General features: G+C 58.3%; 24 protein-coding genes. 20 read left to right on the plus strand and 4 right to left on the minus strand.

Annotated features, from left to right (window positions below; translation table 11 throughout):
- Positions 1–40: 40 nt before the first annotated feature.
- From hflX to ACVWZ0_RS03010, 15 genes are all read left to right on the plus strand, one after another.
- Positions 41–1,321, plus strand: a complete 1,281-nt coding sequence (hflX, locus tag ACVWZ0_RS02940; protein WP_253455889.1) for a ribosome rescue GTPase HflX — start codon at positions 41–43, stop codon at positions 1,319–1,321.
- 62 nt (positions 1,322–1,383) lie between these two features.
- A complete protein-coding gene (gene hflK / locus ACVWZ0_RS02945; RefSeq protein WP_125290307.1) occupies positions 1,384–2,616 on the plus strand; it encodes an FtsH protease activity modulator HflK in 1,233 nt (410 codons plus the stop codon).
- Between the two features lie 2 nt (positions 2,617–2,618).
- Positions 2,619–3,623 (plus strand): protease modulator HflC, encoded by a 1,005-nt coding sequence (hflC, locus tag ACVWZ0_RS02950; protein ID WP_253455887.1) that lies wholly within the window; start codon positions 2,619–2,621, stop codon positions 3,621–3,623.
- Between the two features lie 467 nt (positions 3,624–4,090).
- The gene (locus tag ACVWZ0_RS02955) at positions 4,091–5,113 is read left to right on the plus strand and encodes a glycosyltransferase family protein (RefSeq protein ID WP_253455885.1); all 1,023 of its coding nucleotides are present in this window, start codon (positions 4,091–4,093) and stop codon (positions 5,111–5,113) included.
- Entirely contained in the window at positions 5,113–6,318 is a 1,206-nt protein-coding gene (locus ACVWZ0_RS02960; protein ID WP_253455883.1) for a glycosyltransferase family 4 protein, read from the plus strand. The genes ACVWZ0_RS02955 and ACVWZ0_RS02960 overlap by 1 nt, the downstream gene beginning before the upstream one ends.
- A 30-nt stretch (positions 6,319–6,348) precedes the next feature.
- Positions 6,349–7,524, plus strand: coding sequence for a glycosyltransferase family 4 protein (locus tag ACVWZ0_RS02965; RefSeq protein ID WP_253455881.1), 1,176 nt, complete (start codon positions 6,349–6,351; stop codon positions 7,522–7,524).
- On the plus strand, positions 7,524–9,341 hold the full coding sequence (locus tag ACVWZ0_RS02970; RefSeq protein WP_253455879.1) for an ABC transporter ATP-binding protein: 1,818 nt from the start codon (positions 7,524–7,526) through the stop codon (positions 9,339–9,341). The genes ACVWZ0_RS02965 and ACVWZ0_RS02970 overlap by 1 nt, the downstream gene beginning before the upstream one ends.
- Positions 9,328–11,604 (plus strand): phosphotransferase, encoded by a 2,277-nt coding sequence (locus ACVWZ0_RS02975; protein WP_253455876.1) that lies wholly within the window; start codon positions 9,328–9,330, stop codon positions 11,602–11,604. The genes ACVWZ0_RS02970 and ACVWZ0_RS02975 overlap by 14 nt, the downstream gene beginning before the upstream one ends.
- Positions 11,605–11,624: 20 nt before the next feature.
- A complete protein-coding gene (locus ACVWZ0_RS02980) occupies positions 11,625–12,866 on the plus strand; it encodes an alginate export family protein (RefSeq protein WP_253455873.1) in 1,242 nt (413 codons plus the stop codon).
- Between the two features lie 86 nt (positions 12,867–12,952).
- The gene (locus ACVWZ0_RS02985; RefSeq protein WP_253455871.1) at positions 12,953–13,153 is read left to right on the plus strand and encodes a DUF2065 domain-containing protein; all 201 of its coding nucleotides are present in this window, start codon (positions 12,953–12,955) and stop codon (positions 13,151–13,153) included.
- 131 nt (positions 13,154–13,284) lie between these two features.
- Positions 13,285–14,583 carry an adenylosuccinate synthase gene (locus ACVWZ0_RS02990; RefSeq protein ID WP_253455869.1) on the plus strand — a complete coding sequence of 433 codons (1,299 nt, stop codon included), beginning with the start codon at positions 13,285–13,287 and terminating at the stop codon, positions 14,581–14,583.
- A gap of 186 nt (positions 14,584–14,769) precedes the next feature.
- Positions 14,770–15,213 (plus strand): nitric oxide-sensing transcriptional repressor NsrR, encoded by a 444-nt coding sequence (nsrR, locus tag ACVWZ0_RS02995; protein WP_253455868.1) that lies wholly within the window; start codon positions 14,770–14,772, stop codon positions 15,211–15,213.
- 19 nt (positions 15,214–15,232) lie between these two features.
- The gene (gene rnr / locus ACVWZ0_RS03000) at positions 15,233–17,686 is read left to right on the plus strand and encodes a ribonuclease R (protein ID WP_253455866.1); all 2,454 of its coding nucleotides are present in this window, start codon (positions 15,233–15,235) and stop codon (positions 17,684–17,686) included.
- 68 nt (positions 17,687–17,754) lie between these two features.
- The gene (gene rlmB / locus ACVWZ0_RS03005) at positions 17,755–18,489 is read left to right on the plus strand and encodes a 23S rRNA (guanosine(2251)-2'-O)-methyltransferase RlmB (protein WP_253455864.1); all 735 of its coding nucleotides are present in this window, start codon (positions 17,755–17,757) and stop codon (positions 18,487–18,489) included.
- A gap of 100 nt (positions 18,490–18,589) precedes the next feature.
- The gene (locus ACVWZ0_RS03010) at positions 18,590–20,197 is read left to right on the plus strand and encodes an isovaleryl-CoA dehydrogenase (RefSeq protein ID WP_253455862.1); all 1,608 of its coding nucleotides are present in this window, start codon (positions 18,590–18,592) and stop codon (positions 20,195–20,197) included.
- Here ACVWZ0_RS03010 and bsmA read toward each other — a convergent pair.
- Together bsmA and ACVWZ0_RS03020 are read right to left on the minus strand one after the other, a co-directional pair.
- Positions 20,171–20,494, minus strand: coding sequence for a biofilm peroxide resistance protein BsmA (gene bsmA / locus ACVWZ0_RS03015; protein ID WP_253455860.1), 324 nt, complete (start codon positions 20,492–20,494; stop codon positions 20,171–20,173). The two genes, ACVWZ0_RS03010 and bsmA, sit on opposite strands and share 27 nt — an antisense overlap.
- A gap of 48 nt (positions 20,495–20,542) precedes the next feature.
- The gene (locus ACVWZ0_RS03020) at positions 20,543–22,477 is read right to left on the minus strand and encodes a methyl-accepting chemotaxis protein (RefSeq protein ID WP_253455858.1); all 1,935 of its coding nucleotides are present in this window, start codon (positions 22,475–22,477) and stop codon (positions 20,543–20,545) included.
- Positions 22,478–22,652: 175 nt separating this feature from the next.
- On the opposite strand from ACVWZ0_RS03020, the gene yjfP reads away from it, so the two are divergent.
- On the plus strand, positions 22,653–23,402 hold the full coding sequence (yjfP, locus tag ACVWZ0_RS03025; protein WP_253455855.1) for an esterase: 750 nt from the start codon (positions 22,653–22,655) through the stop codon (positions 23,400–23,402).
- A gap of 6 nt (positions 23,403–23,408) precedes the next feature.
- On the opposite strand, the gene ACVWZ0_RS03030 is transcribed toward yjfP, so the two are convergent.
- A complete protein-coding gene (locus ACVWZ0_RS03030) occupies positions 23,409–23,612 on the minus strand; it encodes a hypothetical protein (protein ID WP_253455853.1) in 204 nt (67 codons plus the stop codon).
- A 386-nt stretch (positions 23,613–23,998) separates the two neighbouring features.
- On the opposite strand from ACVWZ0_RS03030, the gene rpsF reads away from it, so the two are divergent.
- The 4 genes from rpsF to rplI are packed head-to-tail and all read left to right on the plus strand — an operon-like array spanning position 23,999 to position 25,441.
- Positions 23,999–24,394, plus strand: a complete 396-nt coding sequence (gene rpsF, locus ACVWZ0_RS03035; RefSeq protein ID WP_125290324.1) for a 30S ribosomal protein S6 — start codon at positions 23,999–24,001, stop codon at positions 24,392–24,394.
- 6 nt (positions 24,395–24,400) lie between these two features.
- Entirely contained in the window at positions 24,401–24,718 is a 318-nt protein-coding gene (gene priB / locus ACVWZ0_RS03040) for a primosomal replication protein N (protein WP_125290423.1), read from the plus strand.
- Between the two features lie 4 nt (positions 24,719–24,722).
- Positions 24,723–24,950, plus strand: coding sequence for a 30S ribosomal protein S18 (gene rpsR / locus ACVWZ0_RS03045; protein WP_000135199.1), 228 nt, complete (start codon positions 24,723–24,725; stop codon positions 24,948–24,950).
- Positions 24,951–24,988: 38 nt separating this feature from the next.
- Positions 24,989–25,441, plus strand: coding sequence for a 50S ribosomal protein L9 (gene rplI / locus ACVWZ0_RS03050; RefSeq protein WP_125290325.1), 453 nt, complete (start codon positions 24,989–24,991; stop codon positions 25,439–25,441).
- A 117-nt stretch (positions 25,442–25,558) separates the two neighbouring features.
- On the opposite strand, the gene ACVWZ0_RS03055 is transcribed toward rplI, so the two are convergent.
- Complete coding sequence (locus tag ACVWZ0_RS03055) at positions 25,559–26,098, minus strand: OapA family protein (RefSeq protein ID WP_253455851.1); 540 nt, start codon at positions 26,096–26,098, stop codon at positions 25,559–25,561.
- Between the last annotated feature and the right edge of the window lie 226 nt (positions 26,099–26,324).

Raw genomic sequence — 26,324 nt, forward strand, 5'->3', positions numbered from 1 at the left:
TCGTAAAGCAGGTTCAACAAGGTTCTGAGAGGTTTTAAGTTTGTTTGACCGTTATGATGCCGGTGAGCAGGCCGTACTGGTACACATCTATTTCTCCCAAGACAGAGATATGGAAGATTTACAGGAGTTCGAAACTCTTGTCTCTTCCGCTGGTGTCGAAGCACTACGCGTAATTACCGGAAGCCGCAAGGCGCCACATCCAAAATATTTTGTTGGTGAAGGTAAAGCCACAGAAATAGCCGAGGCGGTTAAAGCCAGCGGCGCTTCTGTCGTGCTCTTCGATCACGCCCTTAGTCCGGCCCAGGAGCGCAACCTTGAAGCGTTGTGCCAGTGCCGCGTAATCGACCGCACCGGCCTGATCCTGGATATCTTCGCGCAGCGTGCGCGTACCCACGAAGGTAAACTTCAGGTCGAGCTGGCTCAGCTACGCCATCTCGCCACGCGTCTGGTACGCGGCTGGACCCACCTGGAACGCCAGAAAGGCGGTATCGGCCTGCGTGGCCCGGGTGAAACACAGCTGGAAACCGACCGTCGTCTGTTGCGCAACCGCATCACGCTTATCCTTTCCCGGCTTGAGAAAGTAGAGAAGCAGCGCGATCAGGGACGTCAGGCGCGCAACAAGGCCGATGTGCCTACGCTCTCGCTGGTCGGCTATACCAACGCCGGAAAATCCACCCTTTTTAACCGCATTACTTCTGCCGAGGTCTATGTCGCCAACCAGCTGTTTGCGACCCTGGATCCCACGCTGCGTCGTCTGGACGTGGCGGACGTAGGCGAAGTGGTGCTGGCGGATACCGTTGGCTTTATCCGTCACCTGCCGCACGATCTGGTCGCCGCTTTTAAAGCGACGCTGCAGGAAACACGGCAGGCCACGCTGCTGCTGCACGTTATCGACGCCGCCGATCTGCGCGTGGATGAGAATATTGAAGCTGTAGAAGAAGTGCTGGAAGAGATCGAAGCAAACGACATTCCGACGCTACAGGTGATGAATAAGATTGATGCGCTGGAAGATTTTATCCCCAGGATCGATCGCAATGATGAAAACCTGCCGGTTCGCGTCTGGGTTTCCGCGCAAACGGGCGAAGGCATTCCGCTGCTGTTTCAGGCGCTGACCGAGCGGCTGGCAGGCGAAATAGCCCAATACGATTTACGCCTGCCGCCGGAAGCGGGGCGGCTGCGCAGCCGCTTTTATCAGCTGCAGGCGATAGAAAAAGAGTGGAATGAAGATGACGGCAGCGTAGGGTTACAGATACGCATGCCCATCGTTGACTGGCGCCGCCTGTGTAAACAGGAACCGGAGCTGGTGGATTACATTGTTTGACGCCCGACTCGCGTATCCCGGCTCTGGGATAACACCGCATACACAATAAATGGAGCAGAAACATGGCGTGGAATCAGCCCGGGAATAACGGACAGGACCGCGACCCGTGGGGGAGCAGCAATAATCAAGGCGGCAACCCCGGGGGAAACAAAGGAGGGCGCGATAAAGGGCCTCCTGATTTGGATGATATTTTCCGCAAGTTAAGCAAAAAGCTTGGCGGTTTCGGCGGTGGTAAAAACGACGGCGGCCAGCAGGCGCCGGGACGCGGCGGTCGCCTGATCGGCATCGTTGCCGTTGCTGCGGTAGTGATTTGGGCAGGCAGCGGTTTCTATACCATTAAAGAGGCGGAGCGCGGCGTGGTAACACGTTTTGGCAAGTTCAGCCATCTGGTAGAACCGGGCCTGAACTGGAAGCCGACCTTTATCGATCAGGTTCGTGCCGTCAACGTTGAGGCGGTACGCGAACTGGCTGCATCAGGAACGATGCTGACTTCGGACGAGAACGTGGTGCGCGTGGAAATGAACGTGCAGTACCGCGTGACCAACCCGGAACGCTATCTTTTTGCCGTAACCAGCGCGGACGACAGCCTGCGCCAGGCGACGGACAGCGCGCTGCGCGGCGTAATCGGCCGCTCAACGATGGATCGCATTTTGACAGAAGGTCGTACCGTCGTGCGTAGCGATACCCAGCGCGAGCTGGAAGAGACGATCCGTCCTTACGATATGGGCATTACGCTGCTGGACGTCAACTTCCAGGCCGCTCGTCCGCCGGAAGAGGTGAAAGCCGCCTTTGACGATGCCATTGCCGCGCGTGAAAACCGCGAGCAGTACGTTCGTGAAGCGGAAGCCTACGCCAACGAAGTCCAGCCGCGCGCCAACGGCCAGGCTCAGCGTATTCTGGAAGAAGCACGCGCTTATAAAACGCGTACCGTGCTGGAAGCGCAGGGTGAAGTGGCACGCTTCGCCAAGCTGCTGCCGGAATATAAAGCCGCGCCGGAGATTACCCGCGAGCGTCTCTATATTGAAACCATGGAGCGCGTACTGAGCCACACCCGTAAGGTGCTGGTTAACGATAAGGGCAACAACCTGATGGTACTGCCGCTGGATCAGCTGATGCGCGGCCAGAGCGCCCCAGCGTCAGCGGGGCAGAACAATAACAGCCTGCTCCATCTGCCGGCAGCCTCGGGCAGCAATGAACGCGCCAGCAACGGCTCGTCGTTCAGCCCGGACAGCATTATGGATCAGCGTCGGGTTAATGCTCAGCGTAACGACACCCAGCGCGAAGGGAGAGATTAAGGATGCGTAAGCCATTAATCGTGGTATTAATTGTGGTGCTGGTGGTGCTTTACGCATCGCTGTTTGTGGTGCAGGAAGGCCAGCGCGGCATCGTTATGCGCTTTGGCAAAGTACTGCGCGACGATGAAAATAAACCGCTGGTCTATGCGCCGGGCCTGCACTTCAAGATCCCTTTCCTTGAATCCGTGAAGTCGCTGGACGCGCGCCTGCAGACGATGGATAACCAGGCCGATCGCTTCGTCACCAAAGAGAAGAAAGATCTGATCGTGGATTCCTATATCAAATGGCGCATCAGCGATTTCAGCCGCTACTATCTGGCTACCGGCGGCGGCGACGTTTCGCAGGCGGAAGTGCTGCTGAAACGTAAATTCAGCGACCGTCTGCGTTCTGAGATTGGTCGTCTGGACGTTAAAGATATCGTTACCGACTCGCGTGGACGGTTGACTACCGACGTGCGTGACGCCCTGAACACCGGCAGCGCAGGCCAGGATGACGAGATCGCCACGCCAGCGGCCGATGATGCTATCGCTTCCGCTGCGGCGCGCGTAGAGCGCGAAACCAGCAGCAAAGAGCCAGCGGTGAATCCGAACAGTATGGCGGCATTGGGCATTCAGGTCGTTGACGTGCGTATCAAGCAGATCAACCTGCCGACCGAGGTGTCTGACGCTATCTACAATCGTATGCGCGCCGAGCGTGAAGCGGTTGCTCGTAGCCAGCGTTCACAGGGTCAGGAAGAGGCAGAGAAACTGCGTGCGGGCGCTGACTATGAGGTCACGCGCACGCTGGCCGAAGCGCAGCGTACCGCGCTGATGACGCGCGGTGAAGGGGATGCCGAAGCGGCGAAACTCTTTGCCGACGCCTTCAGTCAGGATCCGGATTTTTATGCCTTTATCCGTAGCCTGCGCGCCTACGACAGCAGCTTCAACAGCAATCAGGACGTAATGGTACTGAGCCCGGACAGCGACTTCTTCCGCTTTATGCAGTCGCCTTCCAAAGCGACTCGCTAAGCGTCTTCACACTCAGGCCGGGGATCCTCCCCGGCTTTTTTATTTCTCGCCGCAAGCGTGATGCATTTGTTAATTAATTATTAATTAATATTCGCGCAAAAATGTGATTATTCCGCTTTTTCCCCCTTGCCGTTGACGGCCTGCCGCGCTTTGTGTAGCCTTTTTTTACGCTTATTTTATTAAATGATTAATGGCTGCAAATATTTAACCATGATAAGCGTTTGCCGTTTTTAAATAAGCCGGGAGTTTTACGGGTGAAATAACCGGGCGGCCATCTTAAAATAGCGTTAATAACAGGATGAATGGAAATGGATCCTTCCAGAAATCCCCGCTGTGTCTTTTATTCACATGATACAATGGGATTCGGCCATATACGCCGAAATATGTTGCTCAGTCAGTCAATAACAGCAGCCTGCCCTGATGCTGAGATATTGCTTATTTCAGGCGTGCGTGCAGCCGGTGCCTTTATGCTGCCGCCCGGCGCAGACAGCCTTATCCTGCCTTCCTGGCAGAAGACCGTAGAGGGAAAGTATCGCCCCCGCGCGTTGGGCAAAAAGGTTCAGCCGCTGGTCAGGCTCCGCTCGCAAATTATTTACGCGGCTATCAACGCTTTCTCGCCGGATATTATGATTGTGGATAACGTGCCGCGCGGCGCCATGCGCGAGCTGGATCTCAGTCTGCCGCTGTTGGCCGCTAAAAAAACGCATCTGATATTAGGTCTGCGCGATATTATAGACGACCCCGAAGCGGTGAAAAAACAGTGGTATAAGCAAGAAAACAGCGCGGCGCTCAGGAAGTTTTATTCATCGATTTGGGTTTACGGCGACAGGACACTTTACGATTTGGCCCGCGAATATCACTTTGACGCCGCGACCAAAAATAAGATGATTTTTACCGGCTATCTGGACGCGACGCGCCGCATTCAAAGCTTTGGTGATGATGAGGCTGCGCCTGTCGCCCGGCCTTATGCGCTGTGCGTCGTGGGCGGCGGACAGGATGGCTTTCGCCTGGCAGAAAGCTTCGTCAGCACCGTATTGCCCAACGGGATGCGCGGCGTATTAGTGACCGGGACGATGATGCCCGAGCCGCAGCGGCTACGGCTAAAAAAACTGGCCGCAGGGTTTCCTGAAAAAACCGTGGTGGAATTCGTGGCGGAACCGCTAAAACTGCTGCGCTACGCCAGCCGCGTTATTGCGATGGGCGGATATAACACCCTGACGGAAATCCTGGCTTTTAATAAAACGGCGCTGATTGTGCCGCGCATCGCTCCCCGCCAGGAACAGTGGATCAGAGCAACGAAACTTGCCGCGCTGGGGTTGATTGACGCGCTGCATCCGACTCATCTGACCCAGGAACGGCTGGGCGACTGGCTGAAGCAGCCGCGCCATTTTGTTAATCCGCGTGAAAAGCTTAATTTTGACGGTCTGGAAAAGGTAGCCGTCAGCGTCCGGCAAATACTCAACGGCAGGCGTATCGGGGAGTATGTCTGATGGCGTCTGAACCGCTGCGCGTGGGCTACGTGCTGAAACGCTACCCACGTTTCTCAGAAACATTTGTCGTCAGTGAAATCCTGGCGCATGAGCGTACGGGCCTCAGCCTGACGATTTTTGCGCTCGGGCCGGTGATGGAAACGCATTTTCAGCCCGATATCGGCACGGTGAAAGCGCCGGTTATTCGCCTGGCGGATAAGCAGCGTAACACCGAACTTTTCTGGAACCTGGTAAAAGAGGCACTGGAGGTGCTGCCTGATTTTGCCACCCGGCTGGCAGAGGAGCGGGATCACGACGTGCACGAGCTGGCGCAGGGCATAGCGCTCGCGCTGGCCGTCAGACAGCACGCACTGCGGCATCTGCATGCGCATTTTGCCACCCAGGCCGCTACCGTGGCGCGGCTTGGTGCAAAGTTCAGCAACATAAGCTGGTCTTTTACCACCCATGCAAAAGACATCTATTACCGCTATGACACGGATATCCGGCTGGCCCGCAAAATAGAGGACGCCAGCCATGTGATAACCGTGTCCGATTACAATCTTGCCTGGCTATGCGAGCGTTACGGCGGCGATTGGCAGAAAGTCAGCCGGCTTTATAACGGTCTGGATCTGCGCCAGTTTCCCTGGCTTTCCCCGCTCAGGCGGCAGGCCGCTATTCTGGCGGTGGGGCGGCTGGTGCCTAAAAAAGGGTTTCGGACGCTGATTGCCGCCCTGGCGCAGCTGCAGGCCAGAGCCATTCCGTTCCACTGCACGCTGATTGGCGACGGCCCGGAACGGGCGGCGCTTGAGGCGGCTGTCGCGGCCTGCGAGCTACAGGCACAGGTGACTTTTACCGGTCTGTTACCGCGCCAGCAGGTGGCGGCAGCGATGCAGGAGAGCGCCATGGTGGTTGCGCCCTGCACCATTAGCGAGGACGGCGATCGCGACGGTCTGCCAACCATTTTGGTTGAAGCGATGGCGTTGGGTACACCGGTGATTTCCACACGCGTGGCAGGGATCCCGGAGCTGGTCATTGATGGTCAAACCGGGCTGTGCGTCGACCCTGATGATGCCATCGGGCTGGCCGATGCGATAGTGATGCTGCTGAGCGGGCAGGATATGCGTGAAAAGCTGGCAAGGCAGGCGCGCAGGATGATTGTTCGCGACTACGACATCGACCGTAACATCATGGAAATGCAAAAGATATTTACTCCACAGCAGAAATAAATTCTGCGTATGAAAAAAGGATTTTCATTTATGCGAGTTGCTTTCATCTGTGCAGATAGCGGGATCCCCGTTTTTGGCTGTAAGGGTGCATCCGTCCATATTCAGGAAGTGCTGCGCGCGCTTCTCCGACAGGGCGCGAAGATCGTGCTTTTTGCTCGTCGCATTGCCACGCCGCCCGACGATCTGCAAGGGATCAAACTTGTTTCGCTCGATCCCTTCGATCCGCCAGCGGTGGACAATGCGCTGACGCGGGTTGAAACGGCGCTGGCCGTTAATTCTCAGCTGGAGCAGGCGCTCCAGGCGGAAGGCCCGTTCGATTTGGTCTATGAACGCTATTCCCTGTGGAGCTTCGCCGGACTGGCGTATGCGCACCGACAGGGCTGGCGCACGGTGCTGGAAGTCAACGCGCCGCTGATTGAGGAACAAAAACGCTACCGCGAGCTGGTGGCAGAAAAGAAGGCCGTGGCGGTGTTGAAAAAGCTACTTGCCAGCGCGACGGTGGTTATTGCCGTTTCGCCCGGCGTAAAAAAGTGGCTGACTGACTTTGCCGGTTCTGCTGAACGCATCCACATTATTGCTAACGGTGTCGATCCGTTGCGCTTTCGGCCTCCCATCGCGCCACCACAGCCGGAAACCAGCTGGGGAGCGATAACCATCGGCTTTGTCGGCACGCTTAAGGCCTGGCACGACGTAGAAACGCTGCTGGATGCTTTTGTACTGCTCCAGCTGCAGCGTCCTGACGTCTGGCTATTGATTGTTGGCGATGGGCCACAGCGGCAGAAACTGCAAAAAACGGTGCAGGCGAGAGCGATTTCCGGCGTCGCTTTCGCCGGAGCCGTTAGCCCGGCGACGGTGCCGGACTGGCTGAACAGGATAGACATTGCCGTCGCGCCCTATCCGCAGCTGGCGGACTTCTACTTTTCGCCGCTGAAAATCTATGAGTATATGGCCGCGCAGCTGCCGGTTGTGGCAACGCGGGTCGGCCATCTTGCCGAAGTGATTGACCACGGCGTCACGGGCATGCTGGTAGAGCCGGGCGATGCCACGGCGCTTTGCGTTTTGCTTCGGCAGCTGGTGGACCAGCCTTTGCTGCGCCAGCGCCTGGGGGTAGCCGCCCGACGCTTCGTCACGGAGCATCACAGCTGGGATAAAATAGTCAGCGAGACGCTGCGGTTGGCGCAAATGCCTGTCGGGAGCGCAAGCTAATGTCTCTGCCCTGGCTGCCCATTGCTGCCCGTTTCGCTCCCTGGCTTCGCCAGCAGCGCGGCTTAATCGTGCGTTCGTTCCTTTTCCTGCTGCTGGCGACGGGCATGCGCCTGCTGGAGCCGTGGCCGCTGGCCTTTATTATCGACGAGGTGCTGGCGCAGCCTGGCGCGCCGGTTACGGGCAGGCTGAATACGCTGGTTGGCCATTTTAGCGCGGCGGGTCTGCTGTTGCTTTGCGCCGGCAGCGTCATCCTGATTGCCGCCGTCAAAGCCGGCCTGAGCTACCTGAGCACCGTCGGCCTGGCGATGGCGGGCAATCGCATCATCAGCATGCTTCGTCAGGCGCTGTTCAGTCATCTGCAAAGCCTGTCGTTAAGCTTTCATCATCAGGCGAAGAGCGGCGATCTCACCACGCGGCTGATCAACGATATCGGCATGCTGCGCGAGGCGATGATTACGGCGATGGTGCCCATGCTGGCGAATATCCTGATCCTGACCGGCATGTTCGGCATGATGCTCTATATCAACTGGAAACTGACGCTGCTGTCGCTGTTGTTGATGCCGCTGCTGCTGTTCAGCATTCGCCGCACCAGCGTGAAGGTGCATAAAGTCAGCCGCGATCAGCGCAAGCGGGAAGGGGCGCTGGCCGCCAGCGCCGCTGAATTTCTCGGTGCGATAGGCGTGGTGCAGGCGCTGTCGCTGGAGCCCGTCGCCGCCGGCCGTTTCGGGGTTGACGACGTAAAAAGCCTGCGGCAAAACGTACAGTCCCGTCGCCTGCTGGCGGGCATGGAACGCAAAGCCGATCTGATTATCGCTTTCGCCACGGCAGCGGTCCTCTATTATGGCGCAAGCGAAGTATTGAAAAGCCGGATGTCGCCCGGCGATTTGCTGATTTTTGTCTCCTACCTTAAAAACTCATTTCGGCCCGTGCGCGAGTACGCTAAATATGCCGGACGCCTGTCCAAAGCGCTGGCCGCAGGCGAGCGCGTCACCAGCCTGATGGATGTCCGGCCGGTAATTGTCGATCGGCCGGACGCGCAGACGGTCAGCGTTCGCGGCGAAATCTGCTGCGAAGACGTCGGCTTTAGCTATTCGGCCTCGCAACAGCACGGCACGCTGCGGCATATCAGCTTTTCCCTGGGCGTCGGCGAGTCGCTGGCTATTGTCGGATCTTCCGGCACGGGGAAATCCACGCTGCTTAGCCTGCTGCTGCGGCTGTACGATCCGCAGGCGGGCCGTATTCTGCTCGACGGGCGGGATATTCGGCACTGTACGATTAAAAGCGTGCGGCAAAATATCAGCTATGTGCCTCAGGACAGCCTGTTGTTCGGCCTGAGCGTTCGGGAAAATATTGCCATGGCGGCGCTGAAAGCCGTGACGGATGAACAGGTTTACGCCGCCGCCAGGCTGGCAGGCGCGCACGAGTTTATTATGCGGCTGCCGCAGGGGTACAACACCGTGCTCAGCGAAAGGGGACACTCGCTGTCCGGCGGCCAGCGCCAGCGTATCGCGATTACACGCGCCGCCGTCAGGCAAAGCCCGGTGCTGCTGCTGGACGAGCCGGATACGGGCCTGGACTGCGAAAGCAAGCATCGGTTGACCGGCGCGCTGACCCGGCTGATGGCTGGCCGCACCACGATTATCGTAACGCATAACCTTTCCTTTGCCGCGCGAGCCCAGAGGATCCTCGTAATGGAAGAGGGCGAAATCGTTGAGCAGGGCACGCACGAGCTGCTGTTGGAAAGGCGCGGGCGCTACGCCTGTCTGTGGGCACTACAGCAAAGCAACAACAGGGACGTATCCTATGCTACGGGATAAACATGAACCGATCGGGAAAGACGGCGACCTGCCGGGGCTGGCGGCGCTATTTGATGAAGATCTGCTGACGGCAAAAATACGTGCTTTACCGCCGTTTGCCGGGCTGCGCTCGCTTAAAATCGACTATATCCGTTATAAACCCGCCACCAGCTGCGTCGCAACGCTGATCCTCCAGTTCGCTGACGGACAGCGGCGCTGGCTGGCCGCCAAGGCGCTGACGCTGACGCGCTTCGAGGTTTCCTGGCGGCATCCCAGACGGCAAAAGCTCATTAACAACGGCGATCCTTTTGCCCCGCTGGCTATTCCCGAGCTGGGGATCATCCTGAGCTATCCACAGCACGATCGCGCGCTTCCCGGCCTCGCTTTGCTGAATGGCTCGCGTGAGCGGGACGCGCAGCTGCGCAGCTGGCTGCCTGACATTGCCGACGGGGCGTGCCTTGAGCTGGACATCCTGCGCTATAAGCCGGAACGCAGGCTGCTGGCGCTGCTGCGCTGCAACGGTCGGCCCTGGGCCACGCTGCGTTTTGCCAGCGATGAACGTTATCAGGCAATGCTGACAGGCAACCGGCTGGGGCACGCCACCGGCGAAATTGAACTGCTGGCGGCGCTGCCCGAGCAACGATTGCTGATCGCCCGCTGGATTGAGGGGGAAACGCTGTGCGTGGAGCAGGCCGGCAACCTGACGGAGCAGGATGTTTTCCTGCTGGGAGGCAAACTGGCCAGGCTGCACAGCCTGAAAATATCGCTGCCAGACGCGCCGCTGCCGGACGGCATCAGGGACGCATGGCAGGTGCTGAACACGCTGAAGGTTGTGGCGCCCATCCAGCAAGAAAAATTTATCTCACTGTTAACCGGATTGGCAAAAAAACTGACGGGTCGCCTGTTCCGGCGCGTGGTTATCCACGGCGATTTCACTGTCGATCAGGTGGTCAAACGCACCGTGGAGAGCCAGCTGCGGTTGATTGACTGGGACAGAGCCACAGCCGGTCATCCCGCCGTCGATCTGGCCGCTTTTCAGGCCAGGCTGGAACTGCAGGTCATTGAGAAAACGCTGACGCCAAACCAGGCCAGGCGGATTGTCGCCGCGCTACATGAGGGATATCGTCAGCAGCGCGGCCATCTGCCGCCGCTGCTGGCTGATTATACGGCGCTGGCGCTGTTGCAGCTGGCCGCTGAACCGTTTCGCAAGCGCATGGCGGGCTGGCCGCAGCATATCGCCGCGCTGTTGCAGCGGGCCGGGCAGCTGATGACCCAGAGCGAGCCGCCCGCCGATCCGGCAGCGGCGCTGTCCGGGCTGCTGAGCAAGCCGCGCATAGCGCCGTTGCTGCGTCAGGCGTTGGGATTGCCTGCCACCGCCATGCTGGAGGAGGCTACGCTCGTTACCCACAAGCCCGGTCGTCGCGCAGTGCTGGCCTGGCGCTGGACGTCAGCGCCGGACGAACTGAGCATTATTGGCAAATACCGTTATAAAGGGTTCGAGCCGCATGGTTTTCTTGTCCAGCAGGCGCTGTGGCGCAACGGTTTTAGCGGTGACAGCGATATTATCGTGCCTGAGCCTCTGGCCGTGCTCGAAGCGCAAAATCTCTGGCTCCAGCAGCATATCGCCGGTGAGCGCGTCACCGAAGCGCTGTCGCCGGATAATAAACAGCTGGCGGCAACGGGCGAGCTGGTCGGCACGGCGCTGGCCCGGCTACAGCACAGCCGCGCCGCGCAGCGGGCCGTTGCGGGCAAGCGCTGGTCGGTAAAAGACGAGCTGGAAACGCTGCGGCAGCGGCTGAAACAAGCCGCGACGACGCGCCCTGCATGGGCCGCCAGGATAGCCGACGTCAGCCGCGCCTGTGAGCAGCTGGCGCTGGCGCTAAGCCCCACGCCCGGCCTTTTTCTCCATCGTGATTTCTATCCCGCCCAGCTGCTGCTGACGGCCGCACGGCCGGGACAGCTTGCCGTACTGGATTTCGATCTTGCCGCCCTGGGGCCGCCATCGCTGGATGCAGGCAACTATATCGCTCATCTGCGCGAGCAGGCGCTGCGGGACTACGGCGACGACAAAGCGCTGGCCGTGCATGAAGATGCTTTTCTGGCGGCCTGGCTGGCGCGATCGGCCGCAGCGGATATCGCTAATATCAGCATTTTTACCACGCTGGCGCTGGCGCGCCATATCGCCATCAGCCTGCTCTTTCCTGAACGTCACCACACAACGGCCAGTCTGCTGGCGCTTTGCGAGGCGCGGCTAAAGCACGCGGCTGCACGGAGAGGATGCTGATGATCCGGCGCGGCGTGCTTGTGCTTATAGTATTGCCGCATTTTTACCCGGTCGAGGCGCAGGCAGAGCCGGTCAGCTTTCACTGGCGGGCGATTTACGAGGCGAAAATGCTGCAGAACAGCAAGCTCAGATATGGCGAAGATCGCAGCAATCAAACAGAAACCGAGCCGACGCTGCGGCTGAACGTGCGGGGATTTAAAGACGAGCCGGTCTCTTTTTTCAGCGAGCTGGAGCTGATCCAGAAACGAAAGCGCCAGACGGGAAGCGGCGGCAATACCACCGATACGCTGAACTTCAACCAGCTCTGGCTGCGTGTTGATAACCTGCTGCTGCCGGAAACCGAACTGCGGCTGGGGCGCTGGCTGCTGCGCGACGAGCGGGAATGGCTGGTTGATGAAAACGTGGATGGCGTCCATGCGCGCTTTGGCGATGCGCTAAAAACGGCAGTAGGCGTGGGACGCGTCAATTACTGGCAGCGAAACCTGCTGGATAGCCACACGCGCGGCGATAAGACCACGCTGCTGATGCTGTTTTCTCGTTACGGGATCAACCCACAGTGGCGAGTCGGCGGCTATAGCTTCTGGCAGTATAATCGCGCCGCAGAAGGCGACAGGCAGCTCAACATGGGGCTGCGATCCTGGTCGCCTCCGCAGGCACCGGTCAGCCACTGGCTGGATATCGGCGCGGTACGCGGGCAAAAAGCGCGGCAGGCGCTGCGGGGCTATGCGCTGGACGGCGGCGTCACGCTGACCTTTAAACAGATAGCGTTACGTCCCCGGCTGACGCTGGGCTACGCCTGGGGCAGCGGCGACCGCGATGGCGATAACATTTCCAGGCGCTATCGACAGACCGGATTACAGGGGAACGAGGCCCGGTTCGGCGGCCTGGCGAAATATAAAATCTATGGCGACACGCTCGATCCTGAACTGAGCAATATCCATATCCTCACCGCAGGCGTGGGTGTGAATATCACTGACCGTCTTTCGCTTGATGTTATCGGCCATTACTACCGTCAGGATCGCCTGGGCCAGCAGGTCAAAAACAGTACGGCGCTGCAGGCTAAATACGATCGTCTGAGCACGAAAAAGCTGGGATCGGCGCTGGATATCGTGGCGGGCTGGCGAGCATCGCCGCATATCCGAATAGAGGCCAGCGCCGCCTGGTTTGCGCCTTCGTCCCGCTTTTATAACGGTTCAGGGCAACGCAGCGAGCACGCCAGCAGCGCCAGCTCGTGGTGGCTGAAAGCGGGAATACAGTTTTAGCGCTTTAACATGATTTCTTTCATTTTCCCGGCCAAACCGGTAAAAAGCCGTGGCATACTACGGCTCTTTTTTCCGGATCGTCATTTATGAATGCAAATGTTTGGTTAGCGCTGGCATTAGTGCTGATTTTAGAAGGGATTGGCCCGATGCTGCTGCCGCGTATCTGGCGGCGTTTGATCCTCACGATGGCGCAGGTTCCCGACCGATTACTGCGTCGTTTCGGCGGCGGGCTGGTGGTCGCCGGCATGGTGATCTGGTATAGCGTCAGCGTCCACGGCGGCGGATAACGGTACGAAAAAGCGCCCGTCGGCACCGGACCGCGCGACGGGGAAAAAAGTACGCAAACGTGTGCTAAAAGAGCTGAAAGACGTGTTTTACGGTGGTAGAATCCATTTTTAAGCAATCGGTGATTTTAGAAATGGGTAAGAACGTCGTCGTACTGGGCACCCAATGGGGTGACGAAGGTAAAGGAAAGATTGTTGACCTGCTGACCGAACGTGCGAAATACGTGGTTCGCTATCAGGGTGGTCATAACGCGGGCCACACGCTGGTCATCAACGGTGAAAAAACCGTCCTCCATTTAATTCCCTCTGGTATTCTGCGTGAAAACGTAACCAGCATCATCGGCAACGGTGTGGTGCTTTCACCGGCCGCGCTGATGAAAGAGATGAAGGGTCTGGAAGATCGCGGCTTTCCGGTACGCGACCGCCTGTTTATCTCCGAAGCCTGTCCGCTGATCCTGGAATATCACGTCGCGCTGGACGTGGCGCGTGAAAAAGCGCGCGGCGCCAAAGCGATCGGCACCACCGGTCGCGGCATCGGCCCAGCCTATGAAGACAAAGTTGCCCGTCGCGGTCTGCGCGTTGGCGACCTTTTCAATAAAGAAACCTTTGCGGCCAAGCTGAAAGAAGTGATGGAGTACCATAACTTCCAGCTGGTGAACTACTACAAAGAAGAAGCGGTCGACTACGACAAAGTGCTGAACGATATCATGGCCATTGCCGATATCCTGACCGGCATGGTGGTGGACGTTTCCGAACTGCTGGACGGCGCGCGTAAAAACGGTGACCTGATCATGTTTGAAGGCGCGCAGGGCACGCTGCTGGACATCGATCACGGCACCTATCCGTACGTAACTTCTTCTAACACCACCGCAGGCGGCGTAGCGACAGGTTCCGGTCTGGGCCCACGCTATGTGGATTACGTGCTGGGCATCGTGAAAGCCTATTCCACCCGCGTTGGCGCAGGCCCGTTCCCGACCGAGCTGTTCGACGAAACCGGCGAATTCCTGTGCAAGCAGGGTAACGAGTTCGGCGCCACTACCGGCCGTCGTCGTCGTACCGGCTGGCTGGATGCGGTTGCCGTGCGTCGCGCGGTGCAGATCAACTCGCTGTCTGGTTTCTGCATGACCAAGCTGGACGTGCTGGATGGCCTGAAAGAAGTTAAAATCTGCGTCGCTTACCGTATGCCGGACGGCCGCGAAGTGACCACCACGCCGCTGGCAGCAGAAGGCTGGGAAGGCATTGAGCCGATTTATGAAACCCTGCCGGGCTGGAGCGAAACCACCTTTGGCGTGAAAACGCTGGAAGGCCTGCCGCAGGCGGCGCGCAACTATATCAAGCGCGTTGAAGAAGTGACCGGCGTGCCGGTAGACATCATCTCTACCGGTCCTGACCGTAGCGAGACGATGATCCTGCGTGACCCTTTTGACGCATAAGATGTTAGCCAGGCCGGACAATATCCGGCCTGATTTCCTCTCCCGCTCTCTCGTCCCGCCCTCTCTTTATCAGCGCTTACTGAAATAAAATGGCCTCGAATGCGAAGGCTGGTTTATCATCATTGACAACACACTCATTTTTGAGCGGATTGCTGGCGCGTTTAGCGCCGTGCCGTTGAGGTAACCGTGCAGCTAACAAGTTTCACTGATTATGGTTTACGCGCGCTGATTTTTCTGGCCGCGCTGCCCGCAGGCAGGATGACCAGCATCACGGAAGTCACCGGGGCTTACGGCGTCTCGCGTAATCATATGGTTAAGATTATCAATCAGCTGAGTCGGGCAGGCTATGTCGCTGCGGTACGGGGCAAAAACGGCGGCATCCGGTTGGGTAAACCGGCCAGCGAGATCGTGATAGGCCAGGTCGTCCGCGATATGGAGCCGCTCCAGCTGGTGAACTGCCACAGTGACTTTTGCCACATCACCCCGGCCTGCCGCCTGAAAACGGCGCTGCACGAGGCCGTACAGTGTTTTCTCGCCGTGCTGGACGGCTACACGCTGGCCGATTTGGTTACCGACAACCATCCGCTCTACCAATTGCTGCGAATTGAGCAACCCTCTTTCCGCAGCTGATGACAACGGAGGAACCGCTATGTCAAAAGATCCATTTAAGGAACGGGAAGCTGAAAAATATGAGAACCCCATTCCCAGCCGCGAATTTATCCTTTCCCATTTAGATAAACGCGAAAAGCCCGCCAGCCGTGAAGAGCTGGCGGATGAACTTTCTATCTCTGGCGAAGAGCAAACCGAAGCGCTGCGCCGCCGCCTGCGCGCGATGGAGCGCGACGGACAGTTAGTGTTCACTCGTCGCCAGTGCTATGCGCTGCCGGAGCGTCTCGATCTGCTGCGCGGCAAGGTTATCGGCCATCGCGACGGCTTTGGCTTTTTGCGTGCCGAGGGCAGCAAAGACGATCTTTATCTCTCTGCCGAGCAGATGAAGATGTGTATGCACGGCGATGTGATCCTGGCCCAGGCAATGGGCGCCGATCGCAAAGGCCGCCGTGAAGCGCGCGTAGTGCGCGTGCTGGAGCCGCGTAATAACCAGATTGTTGGCCGCTACTTTACCGAAGCCGGCGTCGGCTTTGTGGTGCCGGACGACAGCCGCCTGAGCTTTGATATCCTGATCCCGCCGGAAGAGCTGATGAACGCCCGTATGGGCTATGTGGTGGTGGTGGAGCTGATGCAGCGTCCTACCCGTCGCAGCAAGGCTATCGGTAAAGTGGTGGAAGTGCTCGGCGACAATATGGGTACCGGCATGGCTGTCGAAATGGCGCTGCGTACCCACGATATTCCTCACGTCTGGCCGGAAGCGCTGGAGCGCCAGATCGCCCAGCTGAAGGAAGAAGTGCCGGAAGAAGCCAAAGCGGGCCGCGTAGATCTGCGCGATCTGCCGCTGGTCACCATTGACGGCGAAGACGCCCGCGACTTTGATGACGCCGTCTTCTGCGAAAGAAAACGCGGCGGCGGCTGGCGCTTATGGGTAGCTATCGCCGACGTCAGCTATTACGTTCGTCCCGGCACGCCGCTGGATGACGAAGCGGTTAACCGCGGCACCTCGGTCTATTTCCCGTCGCAGGTGGTACCAATGCTGCCGGAAGTGCTGTCCAACGGGCTTTGCTCGCTGAACCCGCAGGTGGATCGCCTCTGTATGGTCTGTGAAATGACCATCTCCGCCACCGGCAAGCTGACCGGCTACAAGCATTACGAAGCGGTCATGAACTCCTGGGCGCGCCTGACCTATAACAAGGTCTGGAGCATCCTGCAGGGCAATCAGGAGCTGCGCGAACAGTACCAGCCGCTGGTGAAGGATCTGGAAGAGCTGCACCGCATGTATCTGGTGCTGGAAAAAGCGCGCGAGCAGCGCGGCGGTATCTCCTTTGAAACCGACGAAGCCAAATTTATCTTCAACGCCGATCGCCGTATCGAGCGCGTTGAGCAGGTGGCGCGCAACGACGCCCACAAGCTGATTGAAGAGTGCATGATCCTGGCGAACATCGCTTCAGCGCGCTTTGTGGAGAAAAACCACGAGCCGGCGCTGTTCCGCGATCACGATCGTCCAAGTGAAGAAAACATCAAAAGCTTCCGTTCCGTGCTGAACGAGCTGGGCCTGACGCTGGGCGGCGGCAACAAGCCGCATCCGCTGGATTATGCCGAGCTGCTGACGCAGATCTCTTCGCGTCCCGATGCCGAAATGCTGCAAACCATGCTGCTGCGCTCGATGAAGCAGGCGGTATACGACCCGGAAAACCGCGGCCACTTCGGCCTGGCGCTGGCGTCCTATGCGCACTTTACGTCGCCGATCCGTCGTTATCCCGATCTGCTGCTGCATCGCGCTATCAAATATCTGCTGGCGAAAGAGAACAACACGCTACAGGGCAACACCACGCCGACCGGTGGCTATCACTATGAAATGCAGCAGATGCTGCAATTTGGTCAGCACTGCTCAATGACCGAACGCCGTGCGGACGAAGCGACGCGTGACGTAGCCGACTGGCTGAAGTGCGACTTTATGCAGGATCAGGTGGGCGAAACCTTTACCGGCGTGATCTCCAGCGTTACCGGCTTCGGCTTCTTCGTCCGCTTAAACGATCTGTTTATCGACGGGCTGGTGCATGTTTCCACGCTGGACAACGACTACTACCGCTTTGACGCCATCGGGCAGCGCCTGGTTGGCGAGTCCGGCGGCAAATCCTATCGCCTGGGTGATACGGTTGAAGTGCGCGTGGACGCGGTGCATATGGACGAGCGCAAAATTGACTTCGCGCTGATTTCCAGCGCGCGCAAACCGCGTGGCGAAGGCAAAACCGAGCGCGATCGGGCGAAGAAACCCGCCGCCCAGCACAGCGGCAAACGCCGTCGCGACCAGGGCAAAAAGGTGAACTTCGAGCCGGACAGCGCCTTCCGCAACGGCAAAAGCAAGGCCGGTGCGGCAGACGGCGCGAAAAGCGAGAAAAAACCGCGCAAGCCGTCGGATAAAAGCCGTAAAATCGCCGCCGCGACGCGTTCCAAACGCGCCGCGAAAAAGACCGATACGCCCGCATCCTGAAGGCAGGCAGACGCATAACCTCGCCGCATCCCGGATGCGGCATGTAACGACCAGTTGAGTAACAGTGAATGAGTGAAATAGTTTTTGGACTCCATGCCGTGCAGGCGCTGCTTGACAGCGATCCGCAGCGCTTTCAGGAAGTGTTTATCCTTAAAGGCCGTGACGATCGCCGTCTGCAGCCGGTAGTGAAGGCGCTGGAAGCGCAGGGCATCGTGATCCAGGTCGCCAGCCGTCAGTGGCTGGACAGCCAGGTCGAGGGCGGCGTGCATCAGGGGATCGTGGCGCGCGTCAAAGCCGGCCGCCAGTATCAGGAAAACGATCTGCCGGATCTGCTGGAAAAGCTGGAGAAACCTTTCCTGCTGATCCTGGACGGCGTAACCGATCCGCATAACCTGGGCGCCTGCCTGCGCAGCGCCGATGCGGCTGGCGTTCATGCGGTGATCGTGCCGAAAGATCGCTCCGCTCAGCTGAACGCCACGGCGAAAAAAGTGGCCAGCGGCGCGGCGGAAAACGTCCCGCTGATCCGCGTCACCAACCTGGCGCGCACGATGCGTATGCTCCAGGAAGCCAACGTCTGGATCGTCGGCACGGCGGGTGAAGCCGATCATACGCTGTACCAGAGCAAAATGACCGGCCCGATGGCGCTGGTGATGGGCGCGGAAGGCGAAGGCATGCGTCGTCTGACCCGTGAACACTGCGACGAGCTAATCAGCATTCCTATGGCGGGCAGCGTTTCCTCGCTGAACGTATCGGTCGCTACCGGCATCTGCCTGTTTGAGGCCGTGCGTCAGCGCGCGAAATAATCACGCCGGGGCGTGATCCGCGCCCCGAAATCCCTCTCTGCTCCTCGCCTGCGCCGTCCTCTTTTGCATACTGAGTGTGTGCCTACAGAAGGAGGTCAGGATGAACCGTACCCACCACGTCTTTAATCAGCCCCGTCCGCTGACCAACAGCAATCTTTTTCTTTCCGATACGCCGCTGCGCGAGGCCGTGCTGCGCGAAGGCGCGGGCTGGGACAACGATCTGTTGGCGTCCGTCGGGCAGCAGCTGGGCAGCGCCGAGTCGTCAGAGCTGGGCAGGCTGGCCAACAGCTATCCGCCGGAGCTGCTGCGCTACGATGCTGTAGGCGAACGGCTGGACGATCTGCGCTTTCATCCCGCCTGGCATCTGCTGATGCAGGGGCTGTGCAGCAACCGCGTGCATAACCTGCCGTGGCAGGAGAATGCGCCGCCCGCAGCCTTTGTCGCGCGGGCCGCCCGCTTTATCCTGCACGCCCAGGTGGAAGCGGGCACGCTTTGCCCTGTCACCATGACTTTCGGCGCTATTCCGCTGCTGAAATCCCATTTACCTGCGCCTTTTAGCGGCTGGCTTACGCCGCTGCTTTCCGACCGTTACGATCCGCATTTGCAGCCGGGCGAGCACAAGCGCGGGCTGCTTATCGGCATGGGCATGACTGAAAAACAGGGCGGCACCGATGTGCTGAGCAACACCACACGCGCCGAACCCGTGGGCAACGGCGAATACCGGCTCACCGGCCATAAATGGTTTTTTTCAGTGCCACAAAGCGATGCGCATCTGGTGCTGGCGCAGGCCAAAGGCGGGCTTTCCTGCTTTTTCCTGCCGCGCCTGCTGCCGGACGGCAGCCGTAATGCCGTGCATCTGGAGCGGCTGAAGGACAAGCTGGGCAATCGATCCAATGCCAGCAGCGAAGCAGAGTTCTTTGCGGCCAGCGGCTGGCTGATTGGCGAAGAGGGCGAAGGCGTCCGGCAGATTTTAAAAATGGGCGGCTATACCCGTTTTGACTGCGCGCTGGCGAGCCATGCGATGATGCGCCGCGCGTTTTCCATTGCGCTTTATCATTGCCATCAGCGTCAGGTGCAGGGCAAAAGCCTGGTCGATCAGCCGCTGATGCGTCAGCAGCTCTGCTCGCAGGCCCTGCTGCTGGAAGGGCAGACGGCGATGCTGCTGCGGCTGGCCGGCGCGTGGTCGGCGGAAAGCGGTGAAGCGGGCAAACTCTTCAGCCGACTGTTTACGCCTGCGGCGAAATACGTGGTGTGCAGACGCGGCATCAGCTTTGTCGCGGAGGCGATGGAAATGCTGGGCGGTATCGGCTACTGCGAGGAGAGCGAGCTGCCGAGGCTCTATCGTGAAATGCCGGTTAACAGCATCTGGGAAGGTGCCGGTAACGTGATGTGCCTGGACGTATTGCGCGTGCTGAGTAAGCAGCCAGCCGCCATGGAGCTGCTGGCCAGAGAGTTTGAGGCGGTGAAAGGGCAAAGCCGCTACTTCGACGGTGCCTGGCGCCAGTTAAAGCTGCTGCTGCGCCATCCGCAGGAAGCCCAGGCGCGTGCAATCTGCGAAAGCCTGTTCAACCTGGCCTGCGGCGTGCAGGTCATGAGGCAGCTGGAACCCTGCATAGCCGACGCCTGGTGCCGACAGCTGCGCGGGCCGGCGCCGCTGTCGGAAAAAGTCTGTCAGCGTTTGCTACTGCGCGCCACCGGCATTAGCTGACGGCCCATAAAGCACCGCCGTTGAATACCAGCGGCCCGGCATGACCGTTTCGCTGACCATCTGGATGACGTAATACTTCGCGCCCGCCTCGTTGGCTTTAGCGGCAATAGCCCGCGCGGCATCATCTGGCGAGCCGCGTACCGACACGCTGACGGTGCCGAGCCGCGTCAGCGTCGTGCTCTGCGCGCGCGTGATCTCCTGCGCCTGCGCCTGTACCGGCGGGGGCGGCTGCGGCGTGGTTTGGGTCAGGCTACAGCCCGTAAGCAGCAGCACGAAAAACAGGGATAACCTGGACATAAGCACTCCTCTTGATGGACTGCCTGAAGTGTAAGCTATCCCGATGCTTTATGCCTTGACGCGGAAAACCTGCACCAGAGCGGTCAGGTGATGGCCTTTGCGGCTCAGCTCTTGCGCGGTCAGCTCTGAGGTGGCGACCAGCTCGGTGCTTTCGTGCGTCGCCTGGCCAATCTGGTTCATGGCAATATTGACCTGGCCAATGCCCGCCGACTGCTCTTTAGACGCAATGTTGATTTCGCTCATCAGCACTTTCACCTGCTCGATACGGCCAACGATATCCTCCATTGACTGGCGCGTCTGCTCGGACAGATTGTGGCCCTGTACCACTTTGCTGAGTGAGTTTTCAATCAGGCCGTCAATCTCTTTGGCCGCCGTGGCGCTGCGCTGCGCCAGCGCGCGGACTTCCGCCGCCACCACCGCAAAGCCTTTACCGTGCTCGCCCGCGCGCGCCGCTTCCACTGCGGCGTTCAGCGCCAGGATATTGGTCTGGAAAGCAATAGATTCAATCACCTGAGTAATATCGGCAATGCTCTGTGAAGCGCTCTTGATATCGGTCATGGTCGTCACGGAACGCGTCACCGTTTCGCCGCCTTTACCGACCGCCGCCGCCGCTTCGCCTACCAGCGTCAACGCCTGGGAAACGTTAGCGGCGTTTTGCGCCACGGTAGCGCTCAGCTGCTCCATGCTGGCCGAGGTTTCTTCCACGCTGGCCGCCTGACGCGTGATCTGCTCGCTGATGTTTTCGCTGCTGGAGGCGATAGCATCTGTTCCGCTGCTGATCTCCTGAGCGGCTTCACGAACCTGAGACACGATACGATCCAGCCCGTCGCCGATACCGTTGATCGCGACGATCAGCTTGCCCACTTCATCATGGCGCCGGGTTTCCAGCGTGGCCTGCAAATTACCGGCAGAGTAGTGCTCGGCCAGCTCGATGACCTGCTGTAGCGGCCTGCTTATCCAACGATGCGTGGTGGTGATAAAGCCCAGCGCGAACAGCGCAACCAGCGCGGCGCCCAGCGTCAGGAACAGATTGCGGGTATGTTGGATCGGCGCCAGCAGGCTGGCTTTATTGACTTCGCCCAGAATTATCCAGTGCCAGTCTGGCAGATGATGCCAGGCCATGATCTGCGTTTCGCCGTTGGCGTCTTTGACTTCCACCTTGCCAGAAGTCTGGCTCAGCAGCAGCTGGCGGGTGGCTTCCGGCCAGGCCGGCAGCTGGCCTTCGCGTTCAGGATGGAAGACATACTGGCCGCGTGTTTTGCCTGCGGCATCGCTCAGCACGGAGAAGTGACCGCTTTCGCCCAGCTTTTTCACCAGCACTTTTTCTCTAATCAACGCGTACTGTTTGGTAATATCCACGCCGACAAACAGAATGCCGACCACCTGTCCGCTGGCGTCTTTTACCGGCTGATACTGCGTGATATAGCGTTTGCCAAACAGCATGGCAACGCCCTGGAAGATCTGGCCCTGCTGCGCCATTTTCCAGGCTGGGCTGGCGCGATCCAGCCGGGTGCCGATAGCACGCTCGCCATTCTCTTTGCGTAGCGAGGTCGACACGCGCAGGAAATCGTCGCCGGTACGCACGAAAACGGTCGAGATAGCGCCGGTGCGCGCCAGAAAATCATCCACCAGGCTTTCGTCCAGATTCAGCGTTTTTAGCCCCGCACGCAGGACTGGCGCCTGTTCGGCACCAATCGTTACGCGTTCGCCAGGATCGATGGAGAACTGCTTCGGCAAAAAGCTTTGAAAAAGCGCGGTATAGTTAGCGACTTCTTCACTCAGCGTGCTGTTGAACATGGTGGCCATATCGCCGATGCCGTCGACCTGGTTTTCCATATTTTCCAGCGTTAACGCCTGCATTTGATTCGACGCGTTATTGGTCAGCGCCAGCGTTAAAACTAAAAATAATGCGGCTACGCTTAGCGAGGTTATTACCGACAGCTTAACGCCGAGGCTCCAGCGCCCAAATGCGAGAAATTTCATAAAATAGCCTGTATTAAAAGAGGGGGGTCATAACGGTTAACGGCTGGAAAAAGAAAATATTTAGTGAGCGCTTCAGCATGCAGATCAATTAAATAAGCAATAAACTCAAATAACAGCATGATTAGCTGGCTATTTGTATTTGTAGCCTGTAGCGCAACGACTTAAGGGGAAAGTGATGATTGAAGTCAGTACGGAATTTTTTGCGGGGATTGAATGCCTGCACGCCGCGCCGACAGGCAAAAGAGACGAGCCGCTGCCTACTATCCTTTTTTATCACGGGTTTACCTCGTCGAAAGAAGTCTATAGCTATTTCGGCGTGGCGCTGGCGCTGGCGGGCTTTCGCGTGATCCTGCCCGACGCGGATATGCACGGCGCGCGCTATAACGGCGATAGCGAATATCGCCTGTCCCACTTCTGGGAAATCCTGAAAAGCAATATTGATGAAGTACCGCAGCTTATAGCCTCGCTGCGGCAGCAGAATTTGATTGAGGGTACGCGCCTTGCGGCGGCGGGTGCCTCAATGGGCGGCATGACCGCGCTGGGCGCGATGGCGCGCTACCCCTGTTTTACCAGCGTCGCCTGCCTGATGGGGTCGGGCTATTATATGTCGCTGTCCCACACGCTGTTTCCGCCGCTGGCCGTGCATACGCCCGAGCAGGCGCAGGCTTTTGCTCAGCGAATGGCGCCGCTGGCGGATTATGATATCAGTCGGCAGCTGGAGAAAATTGCCGATCGGCCGCTGCTGATTTGGCATGGTGAAGCGGATGAGATGGTACCGGTGGCAGAGAGCGTGCGGCTGGAAAAAGCGTTAAGAGAAGCGAAGCTCGATGCCGGGCTGACGTTTCTCACGGAGCAGGGCATCGGGCATCGCATCACGCCGTCGGCGCTGGAAGCCACGACAGCATTTTTCAAACGTCATTTGTAGACGGGATCACAGCTGCTGCGCCAGTCGTTGCGCAGCGGGGATCGTCACCAAAGGCTTGTCCGTCATCTGTCCCGTTGGCGAATCGATACGGTTTACATAGACGTAGCTGTTCGCCGCCTGGCTGGCTACGCTCTGCCCACAGTCGGTATCGGCAAGGGCGGGGGTGGAAAGGGCGAGTCCGAGTAAGGTGGCGATTGCGATGGTTTTCATGATTCAACTCCACAATCAGGTAACAAATCTGACGCCGGGCGTCAGGGTCTTGTCTTCACCCTGTAAGTTTAGCGCCGTTCGCGATAAAGTGTATTAGTAATTCTTGCTTTTTACCGTCGCGCTTTAGGGGCGAAAAAACAGGCTAATTGCCTGGTCCCTTTCGCTTCCCACCGCAGCCTGGCTCAGGCTGACAAATAATTTACATCAGGCCGCGACTTTACCTTGAGTTTCCCCCCCGCCGCCAGTATGATTACGCGTCAATTTTTCAGCCGCATTCTCAGGTTGTGACCCGATAGTTGTCAGGTCACGGCTTATAACGTTCCTTGCTTCCATGGGCCGCGGTTGACCCCGACAGGAGGCTGAATAATCCGTAAGGAGCAAATTCGATGCGTCATTACGAAATCGTATTTATGGTTCACCCTGACCAGAGCGAACAGGTTCCTGGCATGATCGAGCGCTACTCTGCGACCATCACTGGTGCAGAAGGTACGATCCACCGCCTGGAAGACTGGGGCCGCCGTCAGCTGGCTTACCCGATCAACAAACTGCACAAAGCTCACTACGTTCTGCTGAACGTTGAAGCGCCGCAGGAAGCGATCGATGAGCTGGAAACTAACTTCCGCTTCAACGACGCCGTTATCCGCAGCATGGTTATGCGCGTTAAGCACGCGGTAACTGAAGCTTCTCCGATGGTTAAAGCGAAAGACGAGCGCCGTGAGCGTCGTGAAGATTTTGCTAACGAAACCTCTGATGAAGCAGATGCTGGGGATTCTGAAGAGTAATTGACCGTGGAGGCTAATCGGCTGACGCTGTCTGGCACCGTGTGCAAGACGCCGATGCGTAAAGTCAGCCCCTCAGGTATTCCACACTGCCAGTTCGTGCTTGAGCACAGATCGATGCAGGTGGAGGCCGGTTTTACCCGGCAAGCCTGGTGTCGCATGCCGGTGATTATCAGCGGCAAAGCCCATCAGGCCATTACTCAAAGTATAACGGTCGGCACGCCGGTCACCGTTTCAGGTTTCATTAGCAGCCATCAAGGGCGCAATGGGCTGAATAAGACGGTGCTGCATGCCGAGCAGATTGAATTGATAGATTCTGGAGACTAGCCAAATGGCACGTTATTTCCGTCGTCGCAAGTTCTGCCGTTTCACCGCGGAAGGCGTTCAAGAGATCGATTATAAAGATATCGCAACGCTGAAAAACTACATTACTGAAAGCGGTAAGATTGTACCAAGCCGTATCACTGGTACTCGCGCTAAATACCAGCGTCAGCTGGCTCGTGCTATCAAGCGCGCGCGTTACCTGTCTCTGCTGCCGTATACCGATCGTCATCAGTAACGGCTGTTGTCAATTAACGACTTTAAGAGGATAAGGTAATGCAAGTTATTCTGCTTGATAAAGTAGCAAACCTGGGCACCCTGGGCGACCAGGTAAACGTTAAAGCGGGCTACGCTCGTAACTTCCTGGTACCACAGGGCAAAGCTGTTCCTGCTACCAAGAAAAACGTTGAGTTCTTCGAAGCACGCCGTGCAGAGCTGGAAGCCAAACTGGCTGACGTTCTGTCCGCTGCTAACGCTCGCGCTGAGAAAATCAATGCACTGGGCACCGTTACCATCGCGTCTAAAGCAGGCGACGAAGGTAAACTGTTCGGTTCTATCGGTACTCGCGACATCGCTGACGCTGTAACTGCAGCCGGCGTTGAAGTAGCCAAGAGCGAAGTTCGCCTGCCGAACGGCGTTCTGCGCACTACCGGTGAGCACGAAGTGGACTTCCAGGTTCACAGCGAAGTCTTCGCTAAACTGACTGTAAACGTGGTTACTGAAGCTTAATCGCTTCTCTACCGCTTAAAAACGCCGGCCTTGTGCCGGCGTTTTTGTTTGTGAAAAGCGTTTTCTGAGCAAGTTTGTAATGTAAAAAGCCGACATCGCGTCGGCGTTTTTGTTTGGCTAATGAACCTGCAGAAACGCGCCGTCCGGCTGGCGGGTAAATAAAATTTCCCCCTGCTCCGTAGTTACGGCCAGTCCCGTCACCACACCGTGCGAATTCTGGCGGATCCTGACCGCCTGACCGGCCTGCAAATTACTCAGCGGCTTGTCGTTGCCCTCCACGCGGGCCATTGCAAATACATCATTTACCGGCAGATTGTGGTCGCGGAACAGCTGCGCCAGCGTTTGCCCGTTGGCAATCTGGTAGTTTGTCCACTGTCCCTGAGCATCGCCTTTAGGCTGCTGGCTGTTATCCACCCGACCGCTAAGCTCCGCCTGTAGCGGCACGTCTGTTGTGGTGCGCTCAACGTTAACGGGGCGCTCCGTCTGCTCCGGCTGTCGCGGCGAAGGCCACAAAAAAGCCAGCAAAACCAGCGCCCCGGCCAGGATAATGCCGCGACGGTGGAAAGACGGCAGCGGATCCATCCAGCGCGCGGAATCCGCCAGGTGCCAGAGCCAGTTGAACCACTTCGATGCTGGTGACGCTTTAGTGACGGGCATGGCGTCGTCCTCCTTGCGCGATCCTCGCGCGAATAAAATAAACCGCTTTAACAAAGCCGGCCGGCGTTTCCTTCGTCTGCGGGCAATATGGCCCATGTTAACCTCTACTGAAATATAGCTGATAGCGCACTCTCCGCGCGGCTTTTATAGCGTAAGCGGAGCAGCGTTATTGTTTCCTTTTACGCTGAAAATGTCACCTGAAGAAGATGGCGTTTTACCCCTGTTG

The sequence above is a fragment of the Erwinia sp. TECH1 genome (genome assembly GCF_054057575.1).

Bases quoted from the DNA above. Each gene is read 5' to 3' on its own strand.
- hflK (WP_125290307.1), top strand. From the start codon at position 1,384: ATGGCGTGGAATCAGCCCGGGAATAACGGACAGGACCGCGACCCGTGG.
- hflC (WP_253455887.1), top strand. From the start codon at position 2,619: ATGCGTAAGCCATTAATCGTGGTATTAATTGTGGTGCTGGTGGTGCTT.
- ACVWZ0_RS02955 (WP_253455885.1), top strand. From the start codon at position 4,091: ATGCTGCCGCCCGGCGCAGACAGCCTTATCCTGCCTTCCTGGCAGAAG.
- ACVWZ0_RS02960 (WP_253455883.1), top strand. From the start codon at position 5,113: ATGGCGTCTGAACCGCTGCGCGTGGGCTACGTGCTGAAACGCTACCCA.
- ACVWZ0_RS02965 (WP_253455881.1), top strand. From the start codon at position 6,349: ATGCGAGTTGCTTTCATCTGTGCAGATAGCGGGATCCCCGTTTTTGGC.
- ACVWZ0_RS02970 (WP_253455879.1), top strand. From the start codon at position 7,524: ATGTCTCTGCCCTGGCTGCCCATTGCTGCCCGTTTCGCTCCCTGGCTT.
- ACVWZ0_RS02975 (WP_253455876.1), top strand. From the start codon at position 9,328: ATGCTACGGGATAAACATGAACCGATCGGGAAAGACGGCGACCTGCCG.
- ACVWZ0_RS02985 (WP_253455871.1), top strand. From the start codon at position 12,953: ATGAATGCAAATGTTTGGTTAGCGCTGGCATTAGTGCTGATTTTAGAA.
- ACVWZ0_RS02990 (WP_253455869.1), top strand. From the start codon at position 13,285: ATGGGTAAGAACGTCGTCGTACTGGGCACCCAATGGGGTGACGAAGGT.
- rnr (WP_253455866.1), top strand. From the start codon at position 15,233: ATGTCAAAAGATCCATTTAAGGAACGGGAAGCTGAAAAATATGAGAAC.
- rlmB (WP_253455864.1), top strand. From the start codon at position 17,755: ATGAGTGAAATAGTTTTTGGACTCCATGCCGTGCAGGCGCTGCTTGAC.
- ACVWZ0_RS03010 (WP_253455862.1), top strand. From the start codon at position 18,590: ATGAACCGTACCCACCACGTCTTTAATCAGCCCCGTCCGCTGACCAAC.
- bsmA (WP_253455860.1), bottom strand. From the start codon at position 20,494: ATGTCCAGGTTATCCCTGTTTTTCGTGCTGCTGCTTACGGGCTGTAGC.
- ACVWZ0_RS03020 (WP_253455858.1), bottom strand. From the start codon at position 22,477: ATGAAATTTCTCGCATTTGGGCGCTGGAGCCTCGGCGTTAAGCTGTCG.
- yjfP (WP_253455855.1), top strand. From the start codon at position 22,653: ATGATTGAAGTCAGTACGGAATTTTTTGCGGGGATTGAATGCCTGCAC.
- ACVWZ0_RS03030 (WP_253455853.1), bottom strand. From the start codon at position 23,612: ATGAAAACCATCGCAATCGCCACCTTACTCGGACTCGCCCTTTCCACC.
- rpsF (WP_125290324.1), top strand. From the start codon at position 23,999: ATGCGTCATTACGAAATCGTATTTATGGTTCACCCTGACCAGAGCGAA.
- rpsR (WP_000135199.1), top strand. From the start codon at position 24,723: ATGGCACGTTATTTCCGTCGTCGCAAGTTCTGCCGTTTCACCGCGGAA.
- rplI (WP_125290325.1), top strand. From the start codon at position 24,989: ATGCAAGTTATTCTGCTTGATAAAGTAGCAAACCTGGGCACCCTGGGC.
- ACVWZ0_RS03055 (WP_253455851.1), bottom strand. From the start codon at position 26,098: ATGCCCGTCACTAAAGCGTCACCAGCATCGAAGTGGTTCAACTGGCTC.